General features: G+C 54.7%; 22 protein-coding genes, 1 tRNA gene and 1 other RNA gene. 19 read left to right on the plus strand and 5 right to left on the minus strand.

Annotation, left to right across the window (positions count from 1 at the left end):
* The first annotated feature begins 130 nt into the window (after positions 1–130).
* The 12 genes from AC1EJZ_RS10065 (at position 131) to AC1EJZ_RS10120 (ending at position 10,374) form a co-directional block, all read left to right on the plus strand.
* Complete coding sequence (locus tag AC1EJZ_RS10065; protein ID WP_480294780.1) at positions 131–1,423, plus strand: ABC transporter substrate-binding protein; 1,293 nt, start codon at positions 131–133, stop codon at positions 1,421–1,423.
* A gap of 46 nt (positions 1,424–1,469) precedes the next feature.
* Positions 1,470–2,387, plus strand: coding sequence for a carbohydrate ABC transporter permease (locus tag AC1EJZ_RS10070; RefSeq protein ID WP_480294781.1), 918 nt, complete (start codon positions 1,470–1,472; stop codon positions 2,385–2,387).
* Positions 2,388–2,393: 6 nt separating this feature from the next.
* On the plus strand, positions 2,394–3,239 hold the full coding sequence (locus tag AC1EJZ_RS10075; RefSeq protein WP_480294782.1) for a carbohydrate ABC transporter permease: 846 nt from the start codon (positions 2,394–2,396) through the stop codon (positions 3,237–3,239).
* A 39-nt stretch (positions 3,240–3,278) separates the two neighbouring features.
* Positions 3,279–4,139: a ketose-bisphosphate aldolase gene (locus tag AC1EJZ_RS10080; protein WP_480294783.1), complete on the plus strand. Its 861-nt coding sequence runs from the start codon at positions 3,279–3,281 to the stop codon at positions 4,137–4,139.
* 13 nt (positions 4,140–4,152) lie between these two features.
* Positions 4,153–5,367 carry an ADP-dependent glucokinase/phosphofructokinase gene (locus AC1EJZ_RS10085; RefSeq protein ID WP_480294784.1) on the plus strand — a complete coding sequence of 405 codons (1,215 nt, stop codon included), beginning with the start codon at positions 4,153–4,155 and terminating at the stop codon, positions 5,365–5,367.
* 2 nt (positions 5,368–5,369) lie between these two features.
* The gene (locus tag AC1EJZ_RS10090) at positions 5,370–6,626 is read left to right on the plus strand and encodes an AGE family epimerase/isomerase (RefSeq protein ID WP_480294786.1); all 1,257 of its coding nucleotides are present in this window, start codon (positions 5,370–5,372) and stop codon (positions 6,624–6,626) included.
* Between the two features lie 418 nt (positions 6,627–7,044).
* On the plus strand, positions 7,045–7,284 hold the full coding sequence (locus AC1EJZ_RS10095) for a hypothetical protein (RefSeq protein ID WP_480294787.1): 240 nt from the start codon (positions 7,045–7,047) through the stop codon (positions 7,282–7,284).
* Positions 7,285–7,302: 18 nt separating this feature from the next.
* Positions 7,303–8,193 (plus strand): pentapeptide repeat-containing protein, encoded by an 891-nt coding sequence (locus AC1EJZ_RS10100; protein ID WP_480294789.1) that lies wholly within the window; start codon positions 7,303–7,305, stop codon positions 8,191–8,193.
* Positions 8,186–9,190 (plus strand): hypothetical protein, encoded by a 1,005-nt coding sequence (locus tag AC1EJZ_RS10105; protein ID WP_480294791.1) that lies wholly within the window; start codon positions 8,186–8,188, stop codon positions 9,188–9,190. Before AC1EJZ_RS10100 ends, AC1EJZ_RS10105 begins: the two co-directional genes overlap by 8 nt.
* Positions 9,191–9,328: 138 nt before the next feature.
* Positions 9,329–9,589, plus strand: coding sequence for a hypothetical protein (locus AC1EJZ_RS10110; protein WP_480294793.1), 261 nt, complete (start codon positions 9,329–9,331; stop codon positions 9,587–9,589).
* Positions 9,590–9,700: 111 nt separating this feature from the next.
* Complete coding sequence (locus AC1EJZ_RS10115; protein ID WP_480294794.1) at positions 9,701–10,006, plus strand: hypothetical protein; 306 nt, start codon at positions 9,701–9,703, stop codon at positions 10,004–10,006.
* 137 nt (positions 10,007–10,143) lie between these two features.
* Positions 10,144–10,374: a helix-turn-helix domain-containing protein gene (locus AC1EJZ_RS10120; RefSeq protein WP_480294795.1), complete on the plus strand. Its 231-nt coding sequence runs from the start codon at positions 10,144–10,146 to the stop codon at positions 10,372–10,374.
* Here AC1EJZ_RS10120 and AC1EJZ_RS10125 read toward each other — a convergent pair.
* The 3 genes from AC1EJZ_RS10125 to ilvA form a co-directional block, all read right to left on the minus strand.
* Positions 10,371–11,504 (minus strand): tyrosine-type recombinase/integrase, encoded by a 1,134-nt coding sequence (locus AC1EJZ_RS10125; RefSeq protein ID WP_480294797.1) that lies wholly within the window; start codon positions 11,502–11,504, stop codon positions 10,371–10,373. The genes AC1EJZ_RS10120 and AC1EJZ_RS10125 overlap by 4 nt on opposite strands.
* Before the next feature lie 237 nt (positions 11,505–11,741).
* Positions 11,742–11,817, minus strand: a tRNA-Arg gene (locus AC1EJZ_RS10130).
* 66 nt (positions 11,818–11,883) lie between these two features.
* Positions 11,884–13,203, minus strand: a complete 1,320-nt coding sequence (gene ilvA, locus AC1EJZ_RS10135) for a threonine ammonia-lyase IlvA (protein WP_480294798.1) — start codon at positions 13,201–13,203, stop codon at positions 11,884–11,886.
* Positions 13,204–13,435: 232 nt separating this feature from the next.
* Here ilvA and orn point away from each other — a divergent pair, with 232 nt between their 5' ends.
* The 6 genes from orn to rnpB all read left to right on the plus strand — a co-directional run bounded on the left by orn (position 13,436) and on the right by rnpB (position 18,785).
* Positions 13,436–14,077 carry an oligoribonuclease gene (orn, locus tag AC1EJZ_RS10140; protein WP_480294800.1) on the plus strand — a complete coding sequence of 214 codons (642 nt, stop codon included), beginning with the start codon at positions 13,436–13,438 and terminating at the stop codon, positions 14,075–14,077.
* A gap of 165 nt (positions 14,078–14,242) precedes the next feature.
* A complete protein-coding gene (locus AC1EJZ_RS10145; protein ID WP_092648643.1) occupies positions 14,243–14,740 on the plus strand; it encodes a single-stranded DNA-binding protein in 498 nt (165 codons plus the stop codon).
* Between the two features lie 181 nt (positions 14,741–14,921).
* Positions 14,922–16,604 (plus strand): energy-dependent translational throttle protein EttA, encoded by a 1,683-nt coding sequence (gene ettA / locus AC1EJZ_RS10150; RefSeq protein WP_480294802.1) that lies wholly within the window; start codon positions 14,922–14,924, stop codon positions 16,602–16,604.
* Between the two features lie 71 nt (positions 16,605–16,675).
* A complete protein-coding gene (locus AC1EJZ_RS10155; protein WP_058236934.1) occupies positions 16,676–17,524 on the plus strand; it encodes a Nif3-like dinuclear metal center hexameric protein in 849 nt (282 codons plus the stop codon).
* Complete coding sequence (locus AC1EJZ_RS10160) at positions 17,521–18,252, plus strand: zinc ribbon domain-containing protein (RefSeq protein WP_092648641.1); 732 nt, start codon at positions 17,521–17,523, stop codon at positions 18,250–18,252. The genes AC1EJZ_RS10155 and AC1EJZ_RS10160 overlap by 4 nt, the downstream gene beginning before the upstream one ends.
* A 152-nt stretch (positions 18,253–18,404) precedes the next feature.
* Positions 18,405–18,785: RNase P RNA component class A (gene rnpB, locus AC1EJZ_RS10165), an RNA gene on the plus strand.
* Positions 18,786–18,790: 5 nt separating this feature from the next.
* Here rnpB and map read toward each other — a convergent pair.
* Both map and panB read right to left on the minus strand, forming a co-directional pair.
* A complete protein-coding gene (map, locus tag AC1EJZ_RS10170; protein WP_257590273.1) occupies positions 18,791–19,711 on the minus strand; it encodes a type I methionyl aminopeptidase in 921 nt (306 codons plus the stop codon).
* Between the two features lie 39 nt (positions 19,712–19,750).
* Positions 19,751–20,605: a 3-methyl-2-oxobutanoate hydroxymethyltransferase gene (panB, locus tag AC1EJZ_RS10175; RefSeq protein ID WP_480294805.1), complete on the minus strand. Its 855-nt coding sequence runs from the start codon at positions 20,603–20,605 to the stop codon at positions 19,751–19,753.
* A gap of 176 nt (positions 20,606–20,781) precedes the next feature.
* Between panB and pheS the strand changes: the two genes are divergently transcribed.
* Positions 20,782–21,867 carry a phenylalanine--tRNA ligase subunit alpha gene (gene pheS / locus AC1EJZ_RS10180; protein WP_285015546.1) on the plus strand — a complete coding sequence of 362 codons (1,086 nt, stop codon included), beginning with the start codon at positions 20,782–20,784 and terminating at the stop codon, positions 21,865–21,867.
* The last annotated feature ends 2 nt before the right edge of the window (positions 21,868–21,869 follow it).

Genomic DNA, 21,869 nt, shown 5'->3' on the forward strand with positions numbered 1-21,869 from the left:
TTATACAGCAAAAACCCACAATAGGACGCATATAAGCGTGTTGTAAAACGTCATAAACTGCGGTAAACTGCATAAGCAAGCAACAAGCAGCATGTTGCTCAATCTCAATCGATGAGGATGAGGAGGAAAAATGACAGGCAGTAAATATCTAAAACTCTGTACAGCTGCGTCTATAGCAGCCCTATCTGTTTCACTAGCAGGGTGCGGATCTACAGATGCAAAACAATCCGGCAATGGCGAGAGCAACGCCGCAGGCGATGTCACCCTTGAATTCACGCAATGGTGGGAACCGGAGCTTCCCGACAATGCACTGCGCGGACTGATGGACGAATTCGAAGAACAGAACCCCGGCATCAAAGTCAAGCTCCTTTCGGGTCCATACGCATCAACGCGAGAACAAATCGTTGCTGGCGCAGCAGCAGGAACGATGTCCGATGTCGTTGGGCTAGATGGCGCATGGGTGAATGACTTTGCTAAACAGGGCGCGATCGCCAACTTGAGTGAAATGATGGAAAAGAAAGGATACGACGCTTCAAAACTGGTCAGCCAAGTTAAAGTAGACGATCAAACTTACTCCATCCCTGTCACAAACTTCGTTTACCCATTGTTCGTTAATGATGGGCTTCTTGAAAAAGCAGGTATTAAAGAAGCGCCTAAGACGCGAACAGATTTTATGAAGACTGCTCAAGCGGTCTCAGATGAAAACACGAAAGGTTGGGCTCTGCCGCTATCACTTGAAGCGCCTAACGGTATTCAAAACGATGTGATGTCGTGGGTATGGGCGTCAGGCGGAAGTATGCTCAAAGACGGTAAGCCCTACCTCGAAGGCAACAAGGATGTTGAGGAAGTCGTCCAATACATCAAAGATCTGTCTGATCAAGACCTAATCGCACCCGGTGTGTTGACCATGAAGGAACAAGACAAGGTTGAGGAGTTCACCAACGGTCGTGTAGCGATGATGATCGACTCACTTGCCCACGTCAACCTCATCCGCGAAAACAATCCCGATCTCAAATTCTCGCTTGCTCCGATCCCAGCAAAGGACGGTTATGACGGGAAACGAGGAATGCCATTTGCTTCATGGGGAGTGGGAATCTCTGCAACTAGCAAACACCCCGATGAAGCGTGGAAACTCGTTGAATTTCTCTTATCAAAAGACGTGAATGCAAAACTATGCGACGCAGCGAACGCATTCCCCGGGAACACGGATTCTGAACCTCAATTCGTTAAGAAAGACGAGATCTTAGCAAGTGCATTTGAGATTTGGAAAGAGGGGACACCCGCAAATGAATTCACTGGGTTACCGGTAGCAGAGCAACTCATGCGCGAGTTCGATGAAAGTTTCCAGAAGATTCTCTCTGAGGGGGGAGACATCCCAAGTATGCTCAAGACCGTGCAAGCGTCTTGGACACAAAATTTCTGACACGCCATCGTCTAGAAGCAGCCTTCCCGGTTGCTTCTAGACGGACGTGACGAAAGCAGTGTTCACAATGCAAAGCATCTCTAAAAAACCTTCAAGTCGCCCGCTTTTGACGCCATACCTGTACCTGACGCCCACGCTGGTCTTCATGGTCGTTCTCTTGCTCATACCAGTTGTGATCGTCGTCTCGTATTCATTCATGGATAGGGTTATCACCGCACCTGATTCAACGCTAGTTGGCTTTAAGAATTACCGTGAAGTCCTTGTTAATCCAACTTTTCACGCCGCGCTCAAAAACACCTTGTTCTTCACCGTTGTTAGCGTGATTGCGCACATGATCATTGGACTGACTTTTGCACTCTTACTAAACACTGAGCACGTCGGACGCATAACAAAAGCTATTTACCGCACCATTTTCGTGCTTCCGTGGCTTCTGACAGTGGCTATTATCGCAGTCCTATGGCGTCTCTTGCTCAACCCCAATGGAATTATTAACTATCTACTTGGACTGGTCGGACTCGTAGGGAACAATTTCGAATGGCTGTCCAATCCCGATGCTGCCCTACTGATCGTGACTTTCATCAACATTTGGGCAGGTTACCCATTTTTCATGATCAGCCTTCTAGCAGGTTTGCAAGGAATCTCCCGCGACCTTTACGAGGCAGCAGCTGTCGACGGTGCAGGAAAAATCCGAACATTCTGGTCAATTACCATCCCGCAGCTACGCCCAATCATCATATCGATGGCACTACTCGACTTGATATGGACCTCGCAGCAATTCGCGTTGATCTGGATGACAACCGGCGGTGGTCCTATGGATAAAACGGAAATGCTTTCCACGTTCACCTATAAGCTCGCATTCGCCAGCTATGACTTTTCTGGGGCATCCGCGAGCGCGGTCATTATCTTATTACTGTCAATGGTGCTCGCATTCTTCTATGTCCGACACCAACACTCAATGGAGTGAAATCGCATGAAACTCGGACGCAGACAACAGGCACGACTTGCGAAGACGCTAACAATAATAGGGCTGACGATGGGCGCTCTTTTTGCCGGATTTCCAATTTTCTGGATGCTGTGCTCATCTTTTAAGACCAACTCAGAGATATTCGCGTTCCCACCACAAATAGTTACGAAGAATTTCTCTTTCGACGCTTATGTGGCGATTTTTACTGACTCAGAGAAACTCAGGTTTTTTCTAAACAGCTATTTGGTCGCCGGAATGGTTACGCTACTTACTCTTTTCGTCGCAATACTCACCGCATATGCGTTCAGTAGATATGACTTCTGGGGTAAGAAAGTGATCAATGTTTTTATTATCTCAGTGCAAGCGATTCCGCCGATTACTTTGCTGATCCCATATTTTGGGCTCATGGTCGCCCTTAAGCTATACAACACATACCAAGGACTGATCTTTACGTACATGGTCCTCACATTGCCTTACGCCATAATCATGCTTACCGGATACTTCAACACGCTTCCACGTGAACTTGACGAAGCGGCAAAAGTAGATGGAAGCACAAGTTTTGGAGCGCTTTGGAGGATTCTCGTCCCTATATCGATCCCCGGAATCGTTTCAGTGGCTATCTATACGTTCATGATTGCGTGGAACGAATACCTTTTCGCCTTGACACTGACCCGAACCAACAATATGCGGACCGTGCCAATCGGAATTCAGCTCCTCATGGGTCAACATTCATACGACTGGAATCAAATGATGGCGATGAGCGTACTTGGCTCAATCCCCGTCATTATCCTGTTCATTTTCTTCCAGCGATACTTCATCGGTGGAATGACCTCTGGCTCAGTTAAGAACTAGAAGTCGCCAAGTTATCAACCAGAATCTAAGGAGAACACAATGCTGCTTAAAGGCACCGAACTACTCGACATAGCGAACGAAAACGGATTCGCCGTCCCTGCATTCAACATTTCAAGCCATTCCATGTTGAACGCGGTCATGGAAGTTTGCGAAGAGAAAAATTCTCCGCACATCATCGCGATCCACCCAGATGAATTAGCACATATTGGCGAAAACTTTATTCCTGCGGTGATTCAGGCTGCATATCGCTCACCTGTTCCCACCATGATCCACCTTGATCACGGAGCAACGTATGAGCAGGTTCAGCTCGCAATCCACTGTGGATTCACCTCAGTGATGATTGACGGATCACTACTGCCTTACGAAGAGAACATTGCGCTCACTAAAAAGGTTGTAGAAGCGGCGCACGCCATTGGAATCCAAGTAGAAGCCGAGCTCGGAACTATTGGAAAAACCGAGAACTATGACGAAAAAGGGACGAACGACATCATCTACACTGAACCTGACGTAGCGAAAGACTTCCTCGAAAAAACAGGTGCAGATTCGCTCGCTGTAGCTATCGGCACGCGTCATGGACTGTACCCGGATGATTTGCAGCCCGAGCTGAAGATTGATTTGCTGAGAACTATTAAAGAAACGGTGAAAGTGCCTTTGGTTCTCCACGGCGGATCGAATAATCCTGATAATGAAATCGCCAAGGCAGTTGACGGCGGGATCAACAAGATTAATATTAGCTCCGACATTAAAGCCGCTTACTTCCTGCGTATGAGAGATGTCCTTACCGACATGAAGTTGCGTGAGCCAAATGCGATTGAGCCGCCGTGTGAAGAGGCGCTAAAAGAATGCGCCGCGCAAAAGATCGACTTGTTTAAGTCTGCCGGTAAAGCAGACCTGTATTGAAAAGGGGAAGAAGATGGGAATCGTACTAGGTCTGTCTGGCTGCGTAGATTTTGAATTGCAGTGGGATCATCATGCTTTCCAGCGGTTAGTCTCGCGGATGAGAATCCAAACCGACGACCTAGTACGCCCACCCTCCATCACCACTTTGCGTGACCTCGTAGTCAGTATCTGCACGTATATGCGTGAAGATAGTGGTGGAGAAGAGTACGTTCCCTCGAAATTAGCGCTGGCTAAGTTCGCAGAAGAATTCCAGTACAGGCAAACCCTTGGGGGGACACCTGTTCGAGCAGGTATCGCTCTGGCGCGGATGGGGATACCGACAACAGTTCACGTGGTCTCCTACAACAACGATTTCGCTGAACTATCACCAAGCGACATGACATATATCTATCACGAGACTGGAGAGAATAGCGATCCGCACATTATCATCCAGTACCCATCGAATGAACTGATCGCAGTAGAAGACGGTGAATTCACCACAAGAAGATCCAACAGGCTTATATATGTCAACGACTTGCCTAACTCACGAATGGATATTTCAGAAAAGCTGAAGGACTATGTGTCCACGTCTGACGTGTTCTTGTACTCGGGGATAAACGGAGTGCGTGATGAGCTGGCTTTCCGCCAGAGAGCGCGACAGCTACGCGAAATTGCGCAAAGCGCCAGCGAAAACAGTCTATGCGTGTACGAGGAAGCCGGATTCCACGTTGATGGATTTCAAGAGATTATTAACGCTGAACTGTGCGGGCAGATTGACGTTCGATCAATGAACGAGGACGAAGCCCAACGTTATCTTGGCAGGAAGGTAGATCTGTCCGACGTTGGCTCTGTCGTCGCAATGTTCGCAGAGTTAGGACAAATGTTCCCCCATGAGATAGTCGTTATCCACACCCAGTTTTGGGCTGGAGCGGTAGGAAAAAGTCCACGCAAGAGGGCTGAGCACATGCTTGAGCCATTGCAAAGAGGAGTTGCGCTTGCCTCAGCTCGCCTAGTGTGGGGAGACGACTTGAGCAAAGAAAAATATCAAGAAATCAAGAAAACCCCGTTAATTTCGTCCGCGCAAGCACTATGCGCAAAGCTCGCCCACTATGGCATTAGCGCAGTACCGAGCATCGACGTAGTAACCGAGAAGCCAACCACTATCGGGCTAGGGGACACTTTCTGTGGAGGAATGGTGTGGGGATTGGCTGACAATGCACAAGACAACTGTCTGATGAATCGAGACTAAAAATGTTGAACCGTGACAATGAGATTGTTGAACTCCTTGAATTTGCATCGCGCTCACACCATCAATGGGGTTTTGGGTGGCTGGATGACAAGGGACGCCTACTCGAAGAAAAGCCTTTGGAATTATGGCTTAATGCGCGCATGACGCACTGCTTTGCGCTCGGCTCAATGCTTAAGAACTGCGTGAGTGCGGATAAAAGGGAGCGCTATGCGGCGTTGGCAGAACACGGGGTTGCCTGCTTACAAACTTTTTTTCAGGACACGAAATTTGGTGGTTACTTTAGCGCGTTGGACGCTTCTACGGGACTTGTATTTGAAGGAAGGGGGGAAAGAAAAGAAGCCTACGCCCATTCTTTTGTCATTCTCGCTGCGTCATCAGCAAAAATCGCCGGAATCACAGGTGCCTCACCCTTGTTGGATGATGCGCTCAACGTCAGTACGGAAAGGTGGTGGGAGCAAGAAAACGGAATGGTGAAGGAATCCTACAACAGAGATTTTTCACAGTGCGAAGACTACCGTGGGCTCAATGCGGCGATGCACACAGTTGAAGCCTATCTAGCCGCATTCGACGCAACTGCAAACCAGACTTACTTGAAACGTGCTCTACGAATGGTTACAAGAGTAGTCGGGAAGTATGCGCCGGAAGACAATGGACGACTATGCGAGCACTATACGCCCGACTTTTCTGCCATGAGAGATTTCAATGAAGACAAGCCAGAAGATGCTTTTCGCCCCTATGGAGCAACTCCCGGGCATTCTTTCGAATGGGGACGCCTCGCCCTGCAAGTAACAAACACATGCGCCAAAAACAACGTGCCATTCGACTCCGGGATTTTTCCGAACGCGCTCAATCTAATCCGTGCGGGTAGACGTGACGGTTGGAACTCAGATGGCAATGTGGGATACGTGTACACCGTGGACTTTAATGGGAAGCCAGTGAGCCGAAGCAGAATGTATTGGGTGGCATGTGAAGCGATCGTTGCAGCAACGGTAGCAAGAAAGATGGATCCCCAAAATGCGCAGGAATGGGATGATCTCCAAAAAGAAGCATTCGACTACTTAACAGGTTATTTCCGCTCCGCTGCGGGAATGTATGTCCATGAGCTTGACGAACACAACCGTCCTTCATATAAGACATGGCAGGGTAAACCAGATATTTACCACACGCTTCAAGCAATGTTGATTCACGATCTCCCTCCTACGCCAACATTCGCGAAAGCTATACGACAGTGCGAAAACGTGGGTTCGAAAGTCAATTAGCGCTGCCCAAAGGAGCATTACCACATGCGATGTGCTCTCAGTCTTCCTTCAGCCTCTCGTAGAGGCTCACCCCATCTCCACTGGCGAAAAGGCGAGCTTGAAGCGAACGAGGAGAGGCGGGTCCCATTGCATCGAGCAGTTTCTCAAGCTTTTCGAGGCGGGTGAGCTGATAGCGTGTGGGCATACCGGTTCTCATAGTGCGCAGTAGCTGGTGGGGGCTGGTTCCAAGCAGAGCAGCAAGCTGGGTGAGAGTTAGCTTAAACGATGTTTGGACGCGGAGCAGGCGCGTGGTGAACGACGTTGACAAAATTGTTTAATCCCACAAATAAACTGTTTTCTTTTTTGCAGCCCTCCTTGTGGGACAAGGTGCCGCAACAGTGAAGTGATGAAAACGCTCGTTTAAAAAGGGGAATCACTCATGGTTGATGGTGGGCAGGGCTCGTGGAATCTTCTTGTTCAGGCGGCAAGTCAGGTGTGGGACCTCGTATGGTCGAACAACGTCCTCATGTGGGTTCTCATGATCGCCATCGTGGCGTCCCTTGGTTCACTGATTGGCAAGGTGCTGGGGGCGGGAGTAAAAACAACGCTTTCAATAGTGGGCACGGTCGTAGGGATCGGGCTCATCGTCTACGTGGTGCGCGCACTTGGGCTGATTTAAGCCGCAACATTAAGGTGCATGAACACTTTTCAACCACGTAAGCCCGCAGGGTCTCCCACGGGCGGACAATTTGATAGGAAGCCCCACGCTTTAACTGGCGTCGTGGAGATGGGTGAGAATAATTATTCTGGTCAGACCCTCCGCTCAGTCACATCCACCTCTGCTGACTTGAGGAAAGCTGATTTTCGGGGCGCCACCCTCGCCAACTACACGATTTTTGAAGACTGCGACGTGAAGGGCGCGCGTTTTAACAGGGCGAGTATCGACGCTGATTTTACGCAATGCCACATGGAGGGCAGTGTTTTTCAAGACGCGGATCTTGATTTCACCCATTTTTATAGGTGTCAAGTGGGGGATGCTGATTTCAGCGGGTCGAGAATCGAAGACGTTCGGATTACGGAAACGTCTATGAAAGGTGCCGATCTTTTTGGCTGCGCCATCAGCTCAACCACGTGTGAATGCTCCACGCTTACCGCAATAAACGCTCACGCGTTGAAAGTAGACGGGCTAGAACTTGAAGCGTGCGAAATATGCGATTCTGATTTTTCCCACGCCCGCACTGAATGCATGTGCCTATATGAAACGAACGCGCGTGGCGTGAACGCTCAGGACGCGGTTTTCATGTACCCGATTGTGCGTGGGGGAGATCTAAGTGGAACTCAGTGGCAAAACGCGGTGATTCACGGCGGAAAAATAACAGACTGTTCGATGCGAGAATCCAGTTTCGAAGGTGCTCGCGTCCATGCTTCCCGCTTTGTGGGCTGCGATTTTACGGGCGCAACGTTTAAAGGCGCAGGCTTTGATGGCACAGAGCTTGTCGAGTGCACCCTCAGTGATGCGCAAGCAGAAGAGCTGATCCAGCGTGGCGCCACGATCAAACCGAGCCGCAACTGTGATGACCATGAGTAATTTTCAACCACGTAAGCCCGCAGGGTCTCCCACGGGTGGGCAGTTTGATACGAAACCTCATGCTTTAACTGCATTGAGCATGGATGTGAGCGCACGCGACCTTGAAACCCCTGAGGGGGAAGTTGACTTTAGAAAGCTTTTCGCTGAGCAGGATTATTCTCGCGACCCCAACCATCCCGTACTATTCGGCACGTACGTGGACTATAGGGATCAGCTGCGTGACGAGCAGTTTGACGCGCTGCTAGCAGGGGACCCTGATAATACTGTTTTAGATGAGATCTACGTCAACATGGACATGGAACACGTGGACGAGGTGGTAAATAAGACCATTGAATCGTGGGAAGAGTCCATGGACTGGGAACAGTGGGACGCTTTCCTTGACAAGCATTTTGACGGGGATAGGGACGCGCTCTACGACCAAGCGTGCGACTACTACGGGCAACACATGGACGAGTCAGCAATGTCACAGCTGATTGATAACACTCGCCCCGTGTATTTCCGACATAACGCCTTATCGTTCGACGATCTTGGTTTGAATCTTGATCAGGAGGATGAGTCCCACGCGAGAGCTCAAATTGAAGACGCGGTAATGAGAAAACTCGTCGTAATGGGTGTTGATGACACTGAGGATAATCGCTCCAAGCTGCACACCATGATCGACGAGATCACAGACGACGACATCTACGACACTGATTTTACGATCAGCGTGGCGGGTAAAGCTGATGGGGCTGATCTGTTGAAAGATGGTGACGGGCGTGAAGCATGGTGGGAAGACTCAACCATGACTTACGAGGAGCCTCTCATTGAACTCCACCTCGATAAGGCTGACAACTACCGTGGACCTCTTGAAGCTGGATCTTTCACAGGCACGATGAGAGTCCCTCTCGAAGTGGGTGCAGACAGTATTTTCGCCACGAACAACGTCTACGGTGAGGAAGCTGCCCACCATATTACGCGTACTCCAACCCGTAAAAGTTGGAATGTCCCACAAGAATAAGCATGAACGAGATTGAAAGCCTTTTAGTTGAGGCGCAAAACATGGTGGCGTGTGGCATTCCACGCGTGGTTGCCCATGAGCTAATCCGCAGAGCACTGACGCTTCTAGCCCAGAAGAATCTATGCGCTGGGGTGAATCATGGAACTTGCTGACGTTTTCGAGACCCTGAACATTTCGGAGGACCCTCATCAGGTGGTCCTACGTGGGAGCAGACCCGGACGTTTAGAGCAGCTCACGCTAGGACAGGTTGAGCAGCTCCTTGAAGGCGATCCTCATGGTGTGGTCAATGATCGGGTGTACCACTTCTTTGATAATCCAATTGAAATCAAAGCTCTGGAAGAAGCACGGCACAGTCACGGTTACCGCCAGCTGCTCGAAGAATACGAGGGGGAGGAGTGAAATTTAACGCAAGACCTCCTCGCTTTCTACCGGTCTCACCGTGATGAAAGTGCGTTGCCTCGGTTGATCCGGCAAACCGAAAGCGTCAGATTCGGACACATTATTATTGCGGTGAAAGATCTTGACCCTAGGTGCCTTCTCGTTGATCTCATGGACCTTTTAATCGAGATGGGGATTAAAGACACACCGCAGGCGTGGGAAAACGCACAGCGCCTCCTTGAAAAAGCCGATGGTGGTCAACCTATTTGCGTGGTGGCGCAAACCTCAGCAACCGACCTGCTCAGTGGGAAAAAAGAGAGGACCTACATCAACCCGACTTTAGGGGTAGGCAACAATCCTCACGCGCGTGAAGAGTTTGAGGGGCAACTCACCCTACCCGTCGATCACAATCTGTTTGCCATCGGAGTGCTCCAATAGGCACATCTAGCTTGGGGTGGGGTGCAAGTTAAGCTGCCCGCCGTAAGGGAAGTTTTTTTCTTGGTTTTGTTTTGGCTTTCCTCGTGTGGCTCGCCCCACCCCCTCTCTCTTTTCGTGCGTGTCCCACAAGGAGGGGCATGGAAAAACAACACGACCCAGTGCCGGACTTCTTAGCGGACTACAAGCCTGATCAAATGATGTTCACCGTGCGTGAGGTTGCTACCATCTTGGGGGTGAGCCAGCAGGGCGTCTACAAGTGGGTGTATGACGGCTTGCTCCCAGCGATGCACCTAGGGAAGGGCACGGTGCGAATTTCCCGGCGCGCCCTCCTCGACTTCCCCCGCGTGGCTCCATGGACACGCTCCTAGCCAAGAACCTCTTTTTCTAATGCGAGCCCGAGACGGCGTTGAGCATCCTCATCAGTGTGCTCATAAACTTCAGTAATGTCTTTAGAGCCGTGAGCGTGCCCAAAAAACGTCTTTAAATCCACTCGTGAAAACCCCTTGAGCCTGCTTGCGCACGTGATCGCACCGTGGCGCATGTCATGAGGTGCAGCAGCAGGGTAGCCGAGGCGTTCTACAGCGTCGTGGATCGCTTGATAGATGGTGCCATGTCCGATGGGCTCACCGTCTTTCGTGGGGCTTTGAAACACGTAATCTTCTTCTTTTCTCGATCGGACACTAATGTATTCTTTGAGCATCATTGATGTGATGGGTCCAAGGTAGATGGTGCGCGTTCCAGCAGGTGTTTTCGTCGTGTCGCGGATCTCCCTGTTTTTCCCATCCCCTGTGACAACCGAGCGGATTCTAATACTCCCTTCAGTGAAGTTGATCGCTTGCTTTTTAATTCCGCGTACCTCTTCAGTTCGCAGGCCATAGATAGTAAGCAGATAGAACAAGACTCTCATGTTGTCGGGGAGTTGAAGGCTAAGCATCTTAATCTGTGTGGGGCTGAGAGCCCACTTCTGCCTACGCCCCAGTTTTTCGCCCGAGCGTGGACCACGGGCTCTGCGTACGACTTTTTTGGACGCGGGATTACGTTCGATTAGTTCCTCGTCTTCAGCGCCGAGCAGGATCTGGTTGAACAGTCTAAACACATCTTTGCGGTAGGCAGCGGACAGTCCTCGCAGGCGCTCTTCAATCCACCTGAGCACGAATGTTGGAGAAATTGACTCTAAAGGGACCTCATCCCAGTAGTCACGGATGTGATTTCTGTAGATGCGGGTACGGTTATTTCGCGTGGAGGTGGACCATGGTTGGCGCTGTAGGAAGGTGGTGGCATATTGCCCGAAGGTGAGTGAGGTTTTCTGTTTGCCCCACGTACCTTGCTCGATTTGGAGACGTTGGTCATAGATCCATGACCATGCATCCCGGGAGTAGGTGAACGTGTGTGGGGCGCTGATCCTTTTGCCGGGGTGATCGGGATTGGGAATTGAGGCTTGGTAGGTGCCTGAAGGCAGTCGGCGGACGGAACCGTAATGAGCGCGTTTACGTGGCATGTCTTTCTCCTTATGTCGCGCAGTTGCTGGTTTCCCTCCTCAAGGTTGCGGCCTCTCGCGCGTGCAACACCTTATTGCACGACACTCAACCAGCGTGCAACAACCGTGCAGTAAATACCTCTAAAAGTGGCATAAACCGAAGCAACACGCTTAACTAAAAAGAACCCTCAAAACGGTTTAATTTCAACGTTTAAACGGGGTTTCCGTTGCAATCCCAACGATTAGAAAAACGAGGAATGGCGCCCCCGACAGGACTCGAACCTGCAACCTAAGGATTAGAAGGCCTTTGCTCTATCCATTGAGCTACGGGGGCTACTCGCATAAGGATAGCGTGCCTGCACCCTCGGGTGTGAATACAGGCAGGTGAAGTGGTCTCACTTCACACCAGCAGACGGAAAATCTCCGAATCCGGAGCAACTTCTTCGACATGCAGGGGAGAGGTTTCCATCCGTGTGCGCAGCCGTTCAATGTCTGCCGGATCGCTCAGATCGATCCCCACCAACGCAGGCCCGGTCTCACGATTGTTCTTCTTCGTGTACTCGAAATGCACCACGTCATCACCTGGACCCAACACTTCTGACAGGAACAGGCGCAACGCACCCGGCTGCTGCGGGAAGGTCACAACAAAATAGTGCCGCAGCCCCTCATGACGCAGCGAGCGTTCCACCACTTCCGCATAACGGCTCAAGTCATTGTTGCCACCGGACACGACACAGACAATGGATCCCTCATCGCTGCCCGTGAGCTCAGCGCGCCGTTTCGGATCGGTCAGCAACGTGCGAGCAGCCGTGCTGGCCAGCGCCCCCGCAGGCTCAGCAATGATGCCGTCAGTTTGATACAGAGACACCATCTCCGTGCACACGGCCCCTTCGGGCACCGACACAAGAGAGGACACGTTTTCCTGCGCCAGGTGGAACGGCAAGGTTCCCACCGTCCCGACAGCGGTCCCGTCAACAAAGGAATCAACACGATCCAGCGCGGTAGGGCCACCCTCGTCAAAGGCGCGCTGCATCGAGGCAGCGCCGTCCGGCTCCACACCAATGACACGCACGTCAGGACGCAGATGGCTGAGCGCTGTCGCAATCCCCGCGATGAGGCCACCGCCCCCGACAGGCACCAGCACGCAGGACGTGTCAGCAGGGATCTGCTCGGCCAGTTCGACACCGATGGTGCCTCCGCCCGCGATTGTTCCTGGATCATCGTAGGGGTGGACATATTCGCGTCCCGTGACGCGCGCAGCCTCCGTCGCCAAAGCGTTCGCACGGTCAAAACCGCCATCCACGATGACCTGTTCCACCCATTCGCCTCCGATGGCGGCGATACGTTCACGTTTCTGACGCGGCGTGGTCGACGGCAGGTAGATCGTGCCGCGCACGTTCAGGTGCGCGCATGCGAACGCCACACCCTGAGCATGGTTACCGGCCGAAGCGCACACCACACCCTGCTGGCGTGATTGCGCGCTCAGTGCGCTCATCTTCGCGTACGCGCCGCGCACTTTGAATGAGCGGCACACCTGCTGATCCTCACGCTTGAGTAAGACGGGCACGCCCAGTTCCTGCGTCAACCGTTCCGACACATCCAGCGGCGTGTGCTTGACGACGTCTTTCAGGGACAGGCTGGCACGCATAATGTCATTGAGCGTCACTGTCAATGTGTCGTTGAGTTCTGAATGTGGCGGTACGTGCTGAGATGATGCCACGGCAACGCTCCTTCCATCTGCGTGTACAAGTTGTTTGTGGGTTCAGTGTATTCACCTGTGTGCCGATTCGGAGAGGCTGTCCACTTGTATGAAACGGTGCAGCGGTTCGTGGTAGTCACCCTCGTTATCCTCGACAATCCGGACGGTCCCTGTGGCCCTGAGCGTCCGCTTGACCATCCGCACACCCAAGCTAGTCACCCGCATTCCCGCGCGGGTCACTACACTGGGAGACATGACGAAGCAACTGAAGAATCCACTGGTGTGGATCGACTGCGAAATGACCGGTCTTGACGTGGCGCATGACGCCCTGATCGAAGTGGCGGTCGTGATCACCGACGCGAACCTGACCGTCGTGGACCCCGGAATCGACATTCTGATCCAGCCCTCTGAGGAGGCGCTGAATCACATGGACGACTATGTGCGCAACATGCACACACAATCCGGCCTGCTTGACGAGCTCAAGGACGGCATCGCGTCGATGGAGGAAGCCGAGAGCATCGTCCTGGACTACATCAAGAAGTTCGTCCCTGTGTCGGGTCGCGCCCTGCTGGCGGGGAACACGGTCGGCATGGATCGCCTGTTCCTGAGCGCGAACATGCCACGCGTCATCGACCACCTGCACTACCGCATTATCGACGTGTCCTCCATCAAGGAACTCGCCAAGCGCTGGTACCCGTGCGTTTACGAGTGCTCACCTGAGAAGCATGGGGGCCACCGCGCACTGGCCGACATTCGTGAATCCATCCAGGAACTTGAGTACTACCGTCGCGCACTTTTCCCATCTGACCAGGGACCCAGTCGCGAAGACGCCCAGAAGATTGCCGGCGAGGTTGCCGCTTTGGGCATTGTCGAGGGTGCCGCCCAGCAGAATTGACGAGGGGAACGCCCTATCCACAGTTCACTGCCAGCCCGCCGTTGTCCACAGGGATGCGGCGGGCTGAGTGTGTGTCCACAGATTGCCCGCGAAGCCTTTGGACAAGGGCCTGGCGCGGTGAGGATTGTCCTACGGCACAGGGCCGATAACACGAAAGGACAATTCATGAGCGCGAATATGACAGTGACATTACGCGGACGCATCGGAACGGACGTGAAGGAAATCAGGACTGCGACGGGACGAACGACCACACGTTTCCGGCTTGCCACACCGCGTTGGCGCATCAACGATCGGGGAGAATTCGATGAGCAGGAACCCCAGTGGTACACGATCCGCGCATGGGACAAGCTCGCGCATAATATGTCGACCTCATTTGCCAAGGGGCATCCCATCGTGCTGACTGGACGGCCCAGCGTTAATGCGTGGAAGGATGCGGCGGGTGAGGTTAAGAGCGAACTGGTTATTGTGGCGCACAGCGCCGGGCACGACCTGAACTACGGGTGGTCGCACTTCGATAGGCCAAAGGAATCACGGCCAGAGGGAGAAGCAGAACGTGACGACGGAGGCACGGGAAACCTTCAGATCCGGACCTCGCGCGATGATGGCGGCGATGCGGTCGCAGCAGATGCTCCAGCGCCCCAGATGGTAACGGCAGCGGTGTGAGGGAGGCGGTGCGAACGGGGCACTGTATGCAGGGAGCTGCCTCAATGCGGCGAATCGGCGGGCAGTGCGCTTGTGGTGAAAATCAGCCATTTCGGGTTATCTCACGTTGACCGTGGGTGGGCTTCGTGCCGTAGCATGGAGTGACACGAAGTTGACGAGTCCCTTCTTGAAATGGAGAACTGTGGCTGAGTACATATACCAAATGATCAAAGCGCGCAAAGCTCATGGCGACAAGATCATTCTTGATGACGTATCCATGTCGTTCTTCCCCGGAGCGAAAATCGGCATGGTTGGTCCTAACGGTGCTGGAAAGTCATCGATCCTCAAGATCATGGCGGGTCTGGATGAGCCAAGCAATGGCGAAGCACGTCTGACACCCGGTTACACAGTGGGCATCCTCGAGCAGGAACCCCAACTCGACGACACGAAAACCGTGTTGGAAAACGTGCAGATGGGTGCCAGGGAAACGTTCGACAAGCTCGCGCGTTTCAACAAGATCTCTGAGGAGATGGCTGACCCGGACGCCGACTTTGATGCGCTCATGGAAGAAATGGGCAAGCTGCAAAGTGAGATCGACGCTGCAAACGCGTGGGATATCGACTCCCAGCTGGAGCAGGCCATGGACGCACTGCGCTGCCCGCCTGCCGATCAGGATGTGAAGGTTCTTTCCGGTGGGGAACGTCGTCGCGTGGCGCTGTGCCGTCTGCTGATCGAAGCTCCTGACCTGCTGCTGCTGGATGAGCCAACGAACCACTTGGATGCCGAGTCCGTGCAGTGGCTGGAAAAGCACCTGTCCACGTATGCCGGCGCGGTGATCGCAGTGACCCACGACCGCTACTTCCTTGACCACGTAGCCGAATGGATCGCTGAAGTGGACCGCGGTCACCTCTACCCCTATGAGGGCAACTACTCCACCTACCTGGAAACGAAGGAAAAACGCCTGAAAGTCCAGGGACAGAAGGATGCGAAACTGGCCAAGCGGCTGCGTGAAGAGCTCGACTGGGTTCGTTCCAATCCCAAGGGACGCCAAGCCAAGTCACGAGCCCGTCTGGAACGCTACGAAGAGATGGCTGCCGAAGCGGAGCGCACACGCAAGCTTGACTTTGAGGAAATTCAGATCCCGCCAGGGCCTCGTTTGGGCTCTATCGTGATCGAGGCAAACAATCTGCACAAGGGCTTCGGTGACCGTGTCCTCATCAATGACCTGTCGTTCTCACTGCCGCGCAACGGAATCGTCGGTGTGATCGGTCCGAACGGTGTGGGCAAGACAACTCTGTTCAAGACCATTGTTGGGCTTGAACCGCTGGACGGGGGAGACCTCAGGATCGGTGAGACCGTCAAGATCTCATACGTCGACCAGAACCGTGCGGGCATCGATCCGGACAAATCAGTGTGGGAGGTTGTCTCAGATGGCCTCGACTTCCTGGAAGTCGGCAACGTTGAAATGCCGTCGCGAGCCTACGTGTCCGCATTCGGATTCAAGGGACCGGACCAGCAGAAGCCGTCAGGCGTGCTTTCCGGTGGTGAACGCAACCGCTTGAACCTGGCGCTCACGCTTAAACAGGGCGGCAACCTGCTCCTGTTGGATGAGCCGACCAACGACCTCGATGTGGAAACACTTGGATCACTGGAAAACGCGCTGCTCGAATTCCCCGGGTGCGCGGTGGTTGTCACCCACGACCGTTGGTTCCTCGACCGCGTTGCCACGCACATCCTCGCGTGGGAAGGCACGGAAGATAACCCTGCGAAGTGGTACTGGTTCGAAGGAAACTTCGAATCCTACGAGAACAACAAGGTGGAGCGTCTTGGTCTTGATGCAGCCCGCCCGCACCGCGTCACGCACCGTCGTCTCACGCGCGACTGAGGAGAGCGTCAAACTGACACACCTCGTCCCACCTTGTGCACATCGCATGCGAACACGCTTAGGGTAATTCCATGACTACAACGTGGACTGTGAGCGATGTCGTTACTGTGATGGATCGGTGGTATCCACCCGAAACGGCACAAGAGTGGGACAAGGTAGGCCTCATTGTGGGAGATCCCTCACGCGAGGTGCGCCGCGTTCTCATTGCCGTTGATCCCGTGGCAGCGGTAATCGACGAAGCTGTGAGCAATGAGATCGACATGATCATCACACATCATCCGCTGTATCTGCGAGGCGTGTCGTTCCTACCTGAAAGCGACCCGAAAGGGCGCGTCGTCGCCACACTCGTACGTGGCGAGTGCGCACTGTTCAACGCCCACACCAATGCCGACATCGCCTATCGGGGAGTCGCGCATGCTTTGGCAGACCTGCTGGGACTGGAACGCACGCAGCCGCTGGACCCCTCGGGACGTGACCGCGACGGCCGCTCGGTGGGACTGGGGCGCGTCGGAACAATAGATCCGGTGACCCTGCGTGAATTTGCGCAGCGAGTGGCATCTGCATTGCCTGCCGGTCCGCACGGCCTGTTCGTGGGCGGAGACCTGGAATCAACCGTCGCGCGTGTGGCGGTGTCAGGCGGTGCAGGTGATTCCCTGCTTGAGCAGGCACGCGCATCCGGTGCCGACGTGTTCGTCACCGCTGATCTGCGCCACCATCCCTCGTCCGAACACCTCGAAGGCGGAGCGCCTGCACTGATCTCAGGATCCCATTGGGCGACCGAATGGCCGTGGGTTCCGGTGCTCGCGCAACGACTCAGCGAGCAAGCCGAGGCGGACAACGTCTCCGTCGACATTACAGCGTCTACCATAGTGACAGAACCATGGACGGCTCACATGCAGACAACCGGAGGAACTCAGTGAAGGCATCACCTGAAGATCAACGCTCGCTACTCGAGTTGCAGTCATTGGATCGCGCCATCATGAAGATGCGACACCAGCGTGACACACACCCGGCGCACGCCAAGCTGCGTGAACTTGCCGGACGGGCAGAGGACCTCAAGCGTGCTGCGATCAATCAGAGTGCAGTGATAGCCGACACGAAACGTGACGTGGCGCGCATCGAAGCGGACATTGAGCGAGTCAACACACGCAAGAGTGCCCAGGAAGGACGCATCGAACGCAATGAAGTTCCCCTGCGCGACATTAACGCAATGGAACACGAAATCGCCCAGATGCGCACCCGGCTCAACAGCCTCGAAGAAGACCAACTTGAAGTTGAAGAACGCCTCGAAGCTGCCCAAAAAGCACAAGACGACATGATCCGCGAAGCGCAGGCGCTGACGCAGGACGTGGAAGCAACCAAGAAACAGTTCGAAGATGATAACGCGCAGTCTGACCTCGAACTGGCTGACCTGGAGTGCAAGAGAGCTGACCTGAATGACTCGCTGCCCTCTGACCTCATCGCCGAATACGACTCGGTCTGGCAGCGGCACAGCCCCTTCGCCATCGTGGAGGTGCGAGGCGGCGTCGTCACAGGAGCCACCGGCGAAATTTCGCCCGCCGAGCTGCAGCAGATAAATGCATTGCCCGCAGACGAGGTGTACTGGTGCGTCGACACCAGCCAGATAGTGGTGCGAACCGACGCCTAAACGTCGCCCCGGCCACGCGCGGTTCTTGCCTGACCGCACGCTATTCCACCCCGCCCCCGCACGATATCACCCGACAGCACGCCGTCCCCTGAAAATCACACCGATCGAAGTAGGCCCTGGCGCCGCGCGCGTCGTAGACTCGAGGATGCAGATGAGTCGGCCGGGCGGCCGCGGCACCGCGTGATGCGGTGACGAGGAACGTCCGGGCTCCACAGGGCAGGGTGATGGCTAACAGCCACCCGGGGAAACCCGCGGGAAAGTGCCACAGAAACAAGACCGCCGCTGGCGCGAAGAACACTTCGCACCAGCGGTCAGGGTGAAAAGGTGGGGTAAGAGCCCACCAGTAGGCCAGGTGACTGGTCTAGCTAGGTAAACCCCACCCGGAGCAAAACCGAGCAGCAAGTACGAGCGGCCCGCTCCACGCTTGCGGGTAGGTTGCTTGAGGCCAGTGGCAACACTGGTCCTAGAGGAATGGTCGCCGCTGCCGACTTCGGTCAGCAGGACAGAACCCGGCGTACAGGCCGGCTCATCTGCACTCTCACGCGTTCGACGGCAGTGTCAAAATGTCGGCGCCATCTTCGGTCACCACGATTGTGTGCTCGAACTGCGCGGTGCGGGAACGATCGGCCGTGACAACAGTCCAGTCATCATCCCACTGCTCCCATTCGACAGTGCCCAGCGTCAGCATCGGCTCAATGGTGAACACCATGCCCGGCTCCATCACCGTGTCATACAGTGGTGCAGCATCATAGTGCGGAATGATCAAACCCGAGTGAAAGGCTTCGCCCACGCCGTGTCCGGTGTAATCGCGCACCACGCCGTAGTCAAAACGCTTCGCATACACCGAAATGACACGTCCGATCACGTTGATCTCACGGCCAGGTTTGACCGCCCGGATCCCACGCATCATCGCTTCGCGTGTCCTCTCACTGAGCAGACGCGACTCCTGATCAACATTTCCCACCTCAAACATGGCGCAGGTGTCACCGTGGACACCCTCGTAAAACGCCGTGATATCGACGTTGACAATGTCGCCATCTTCGAGGGGGCGATCATCAGGAATGCCGTGGCAGATGACCTCGTTGATGGAAGTACACAGCGACTTCGGATACCCCATGTAACCCAGGCATGACGGGTAGGCGCCAGCACCGACAATAAAATCATGTCCGATGCGGTCGAGCTCATCGGTTGTCACACCGGGGCGAACCGCCTCACCCACGACACGAAGCGCATCGGCGGCAATGCGGCCAGCGTGGCGGATCCGTTCCACAGTGTCCGCATCCTTAATATCCGAGGCAGTGACGTTTTCAGGGCCATCGTGGAACATGTACTCGGGGCGTTCAATCGACTCAGGCACCGAGCGCATGGGGGAGATACGTCCGGCAGTCAGGTTGCCCAGCGGCGCGCGACGCGCATTGGCAGATGCCGGAATACGACCAGAATTGTCAGAACTACTCATAGCCCTAGCCTAGATCTTTTGCCGACCAGTGCTGGGATGTCACTGCTGGTGATAATTCTCCGGAGCAGGAAATGTGCCATCTTCCACACTTTCCACATACTCGGCAGCAGCCGCCGTGATCTCACGCCCGATCTGCGCGAAACGATGGACGAACGAGGGAACCCATTCCTGCATCCCGACCATGTCCGACCACACCAGTACCTGCCCATCGGTGTGCGGGCCAGCACCGATACCAATAGTGGGAATCTCCAGCGCAGCAGTGACGTCAGTGGCCACGTTGTCAGGCACCATCTCCAACACAACGGCAATCGCACCGACATCCTGCAAAGCCAGCGCGTCAGCAATCATCGCATCGCGCTGATCGCCACGGCCACGCATACGCGGACCGCCGATCGTGTTCTCTGATTGCGGCGTGTACCCCAGGTGTCCGACGACGGGAATACCGGACTGGCTCAGTAGTCGGACAGCTTCCACGCGCGGTCGGCCTCCCTCGAGTTTGACCGCATGGGCACCAGCGCGCATCAATTGGGAAGCCGATTCAAACGCCTGCTGTGCACTGGCCTCGTACGTTGCGAACGGAAGGTCTGCCACTACCAGGGCGCGGCGTGTGGAACGTGCCACTGCTGCGGTTGCTCGAACCATGTCGTCCAACGTGACGCGCAACGTGGAGTCATATCCCAACATCACGTTGCCGTAGGAATCACCCACCAGCAGCATGTCAACACCTGCCGCATCCAGCAGCGGGGCAATAAGCGCATCATAAGCTGTCAACATCGTGAGTTTTCGGCCCTGCTGCTTAGCTTGAGCAAGGTGATGGACGCGAACTTTTTTCGGTTTCGTCGGCGCGGGGACCGTGTCAGCGGCCGCAGCGTCGGAGGGCGCAAGTGAACTCATATCTGTAGCCTAGACGCTTTCGTCAGTGCACCGGGCTTACACGCGATCGCGCTCAGTGAACTGTCCAGCCAATGGCGACGAATGGGCGGACTCGCTTCGACGGCTAATATGGGGGAAGAGGAAACGTGGAGTTTTCCCGTATGACCGATTGTCAATTTCGACCGAGGAAGCAGGATATGGCTGACTGTGCTCCTGAGCTCAATCCGCTTGACGGTGAAGCGGTGAGTGCCCTCGTCACTGATGCGCTGGCGCGTATCGGTGAGGCGAGTTCGCTGGCCCAACTCAAGACCGTTCGCACCCAGGTGATGGGTGATCAGGCACCCCTGATCCAGGCTAACCGCACGATTGGGTCACTGGACCCCGCTGACCGTGCGCAGGCAGGCAAGACACTGGGCGGTGCCCGCAAGCAACTCGCCACTGCGCTGTCCGAACGTGAATCAGTGCTGCGCGACGAAGAGGAAGCCCGCGCGCTGGAGACGGAAGCCGTGGACGTAACGGTGCCGACCGGGCGCCAGAGTCTGGGCGCGCGTCACCCTCTGGAGACCTTGATGGAGGAAGTGGCCGACCTGTTTGTGTCGATGGGATGGGACATCGCAGAAGGCCCGGAAATCGAGCACGAATGGTTCAACTTCGATGCGCTGAACTTCGACATTGACCACCCGGCTCGCCAGATGCAGGACACCCTCTACGTCGATGGCCGCTCCGTCGGTGGCGACCACGAGGATGACGGTCACCTGGTGATGCGCACGCACACCTCGCCAGTTCAGGCCCGCTCCATGCTCGCTCGCGGTGTTCCGCTCTACGTCGCATGCCCCGGTAAGGTATTCCGCTCCGACGCGCTCGACGCGACACATACACCTGTTTTCCACCAGGTTGAGGGTCTGGCAGTTGATCGCCACCTGACGATGGCGCACCTGAAGGGAACGCTGGATCACTTTGCGCGCCAGATGTTCGGCCCTGACGCGCGCACGCGGTTGCGCCCCAGCTTCTTCCCCTTCACTGAACCGAGCGCCGAGATGGATCTGTGGTTCCCGCAGAAGAAGGGCGGCCCCGGCTGGATTGAATGGGGTGGCTGCGGCATGGTCAACCCAAACGTGCTGCGCGCCTGCGGCGTCGACCCTGACGAGTATTCCGGTTTCGCATTCGGCATGGGTATTGAACGCACGCTCATGCTGCGTCACGGCATCGCTGACATGCACGACATCGTCGAGGGAGACGTGCGCTTCTCCCAGCAGTTCGGACTCAACGGAAGGGGACACTGAAC

This window comes from Pauljensenia sp. C0170B5, from assembly GCF_056590195.1.

Bases quoted from the DNA above. Each gene is read 5' to 3' on its own strand.
- AC1EJZ_RS10095 (WP_480294787.1), top strand. From the start codon at position 7,045: ATGGTTGATGGTGGGCAGGGCTCGTGGAATCTTCTTGTTCAGGCGGCA.
- AC1EJZ_RS10100 (WP_480294789.1), top strand. From the start codon at position 7,303: ATGAACACTTTTCAACCACGTAAGCCCGCAGGGTCTCCCACGGGCGGA.
- AC1EJZ_RS10075 (WP_480294782.1), top strand. From the start codon at position 2,394: ATGAAACTCGGACGCAGACAACAGGCACGACTTGCGAAGACGCTAACA.
- AC1EJZ_RS10080 (WP_480294783.1), top strand. From the start codon at position 3,279: ATGCTGCTTAAAGGCACCGAACTACTCGACATAGCGAACGAAAACGGA.
- AC1EJZ_RS10090 (WP_480294786.1), top strand. From the start codon at position 5,370: ATGTTGAACCGTGACAATGAGATTGTTGAACTCCTTGAATTTGCATCG.
- pheS (WP_285015546.1), top strand. From the start codon at position 20,782: ATGGCTGACTGTGCTCCTGAGCTCAATCCGCTTGACGGTGAAGCGGTG.
- AC1EJZ_RS10105 (WP_480294791.1), top strand. From the start codon at position 8,186: ATGAGTAATTTTCAACCACGTAAGCCCGCAGGGTCTCCCACGGGTGGG.
- AC1EJZ_RS10145 (WP_092648643.1), top strand. From the start codon at position 14,243: ATGAGCGCGAATATGACAGTGACATTACGCGGACGCATCGGAACGGAC.
- panB (WP_480294805.1), bottom strand. From the start codon at position 20,605: ATGAGTTCACTTGCGCCCTCCGACGCTGCGGCCGCTGACACGGTCCCC.
- AC1EJZ_RS10125 (WP_480294797.1), bottom strand. From the start codon at position 11,504: ATGCCACGTAAACGCGCTCATTACGGTTCCGTCCGCCGACTGCCTTCA.
- AC1EJZ_RS10065 (WP_480294780.1), top strand. From the start codon at position 131: ATGACAGGCAGTAAATATCTAAAACTCTGTACAGCTGCGTCTATAGCA.
- AC1EJZ_RS10110 (WP_480294793.1), top strand. From the start codon at position 9,329: ATGGAACTTGCTGACGTTTTCGAGACCCTGAACATTTCGGAGGACCCT.
- AC1EJZ_RS10155 (WP_058236934.1), top strand. From the start codon at position 16,676: ATGACTACAACGTGGACTGTGAGCGATGTCGTTACTGTGATGGATCGG.
- orn (WP_480294800.1), top strand. From the start codon at position 13,436: ATGACGAAGCAACTGAAGAATCCACTGGTGTGGATCGACTGCGAAATG.
- AC1EJZ_RS10085 (WP_480294784.1), top strand. From the start codon at position 4,153: ATGGGAATCGTACTAGGTCTGTCTGGCTGCGTAGATTTTGAATTGCAG.
- map (WP_257590273.1), bottom strand. From the start codon at position 19,711: ATGAGTAGTTCTGACAATTCTGGTCGTATTCCGGCATCTGCCAATGCG.
- AC1EJZ_RS10120 (WP_480294795.1), top strand. From the start codon at position 10,144: ATGGAAAAACAACACGACCCAGTGCCGGACTTCTTAGCGGACTACAAG.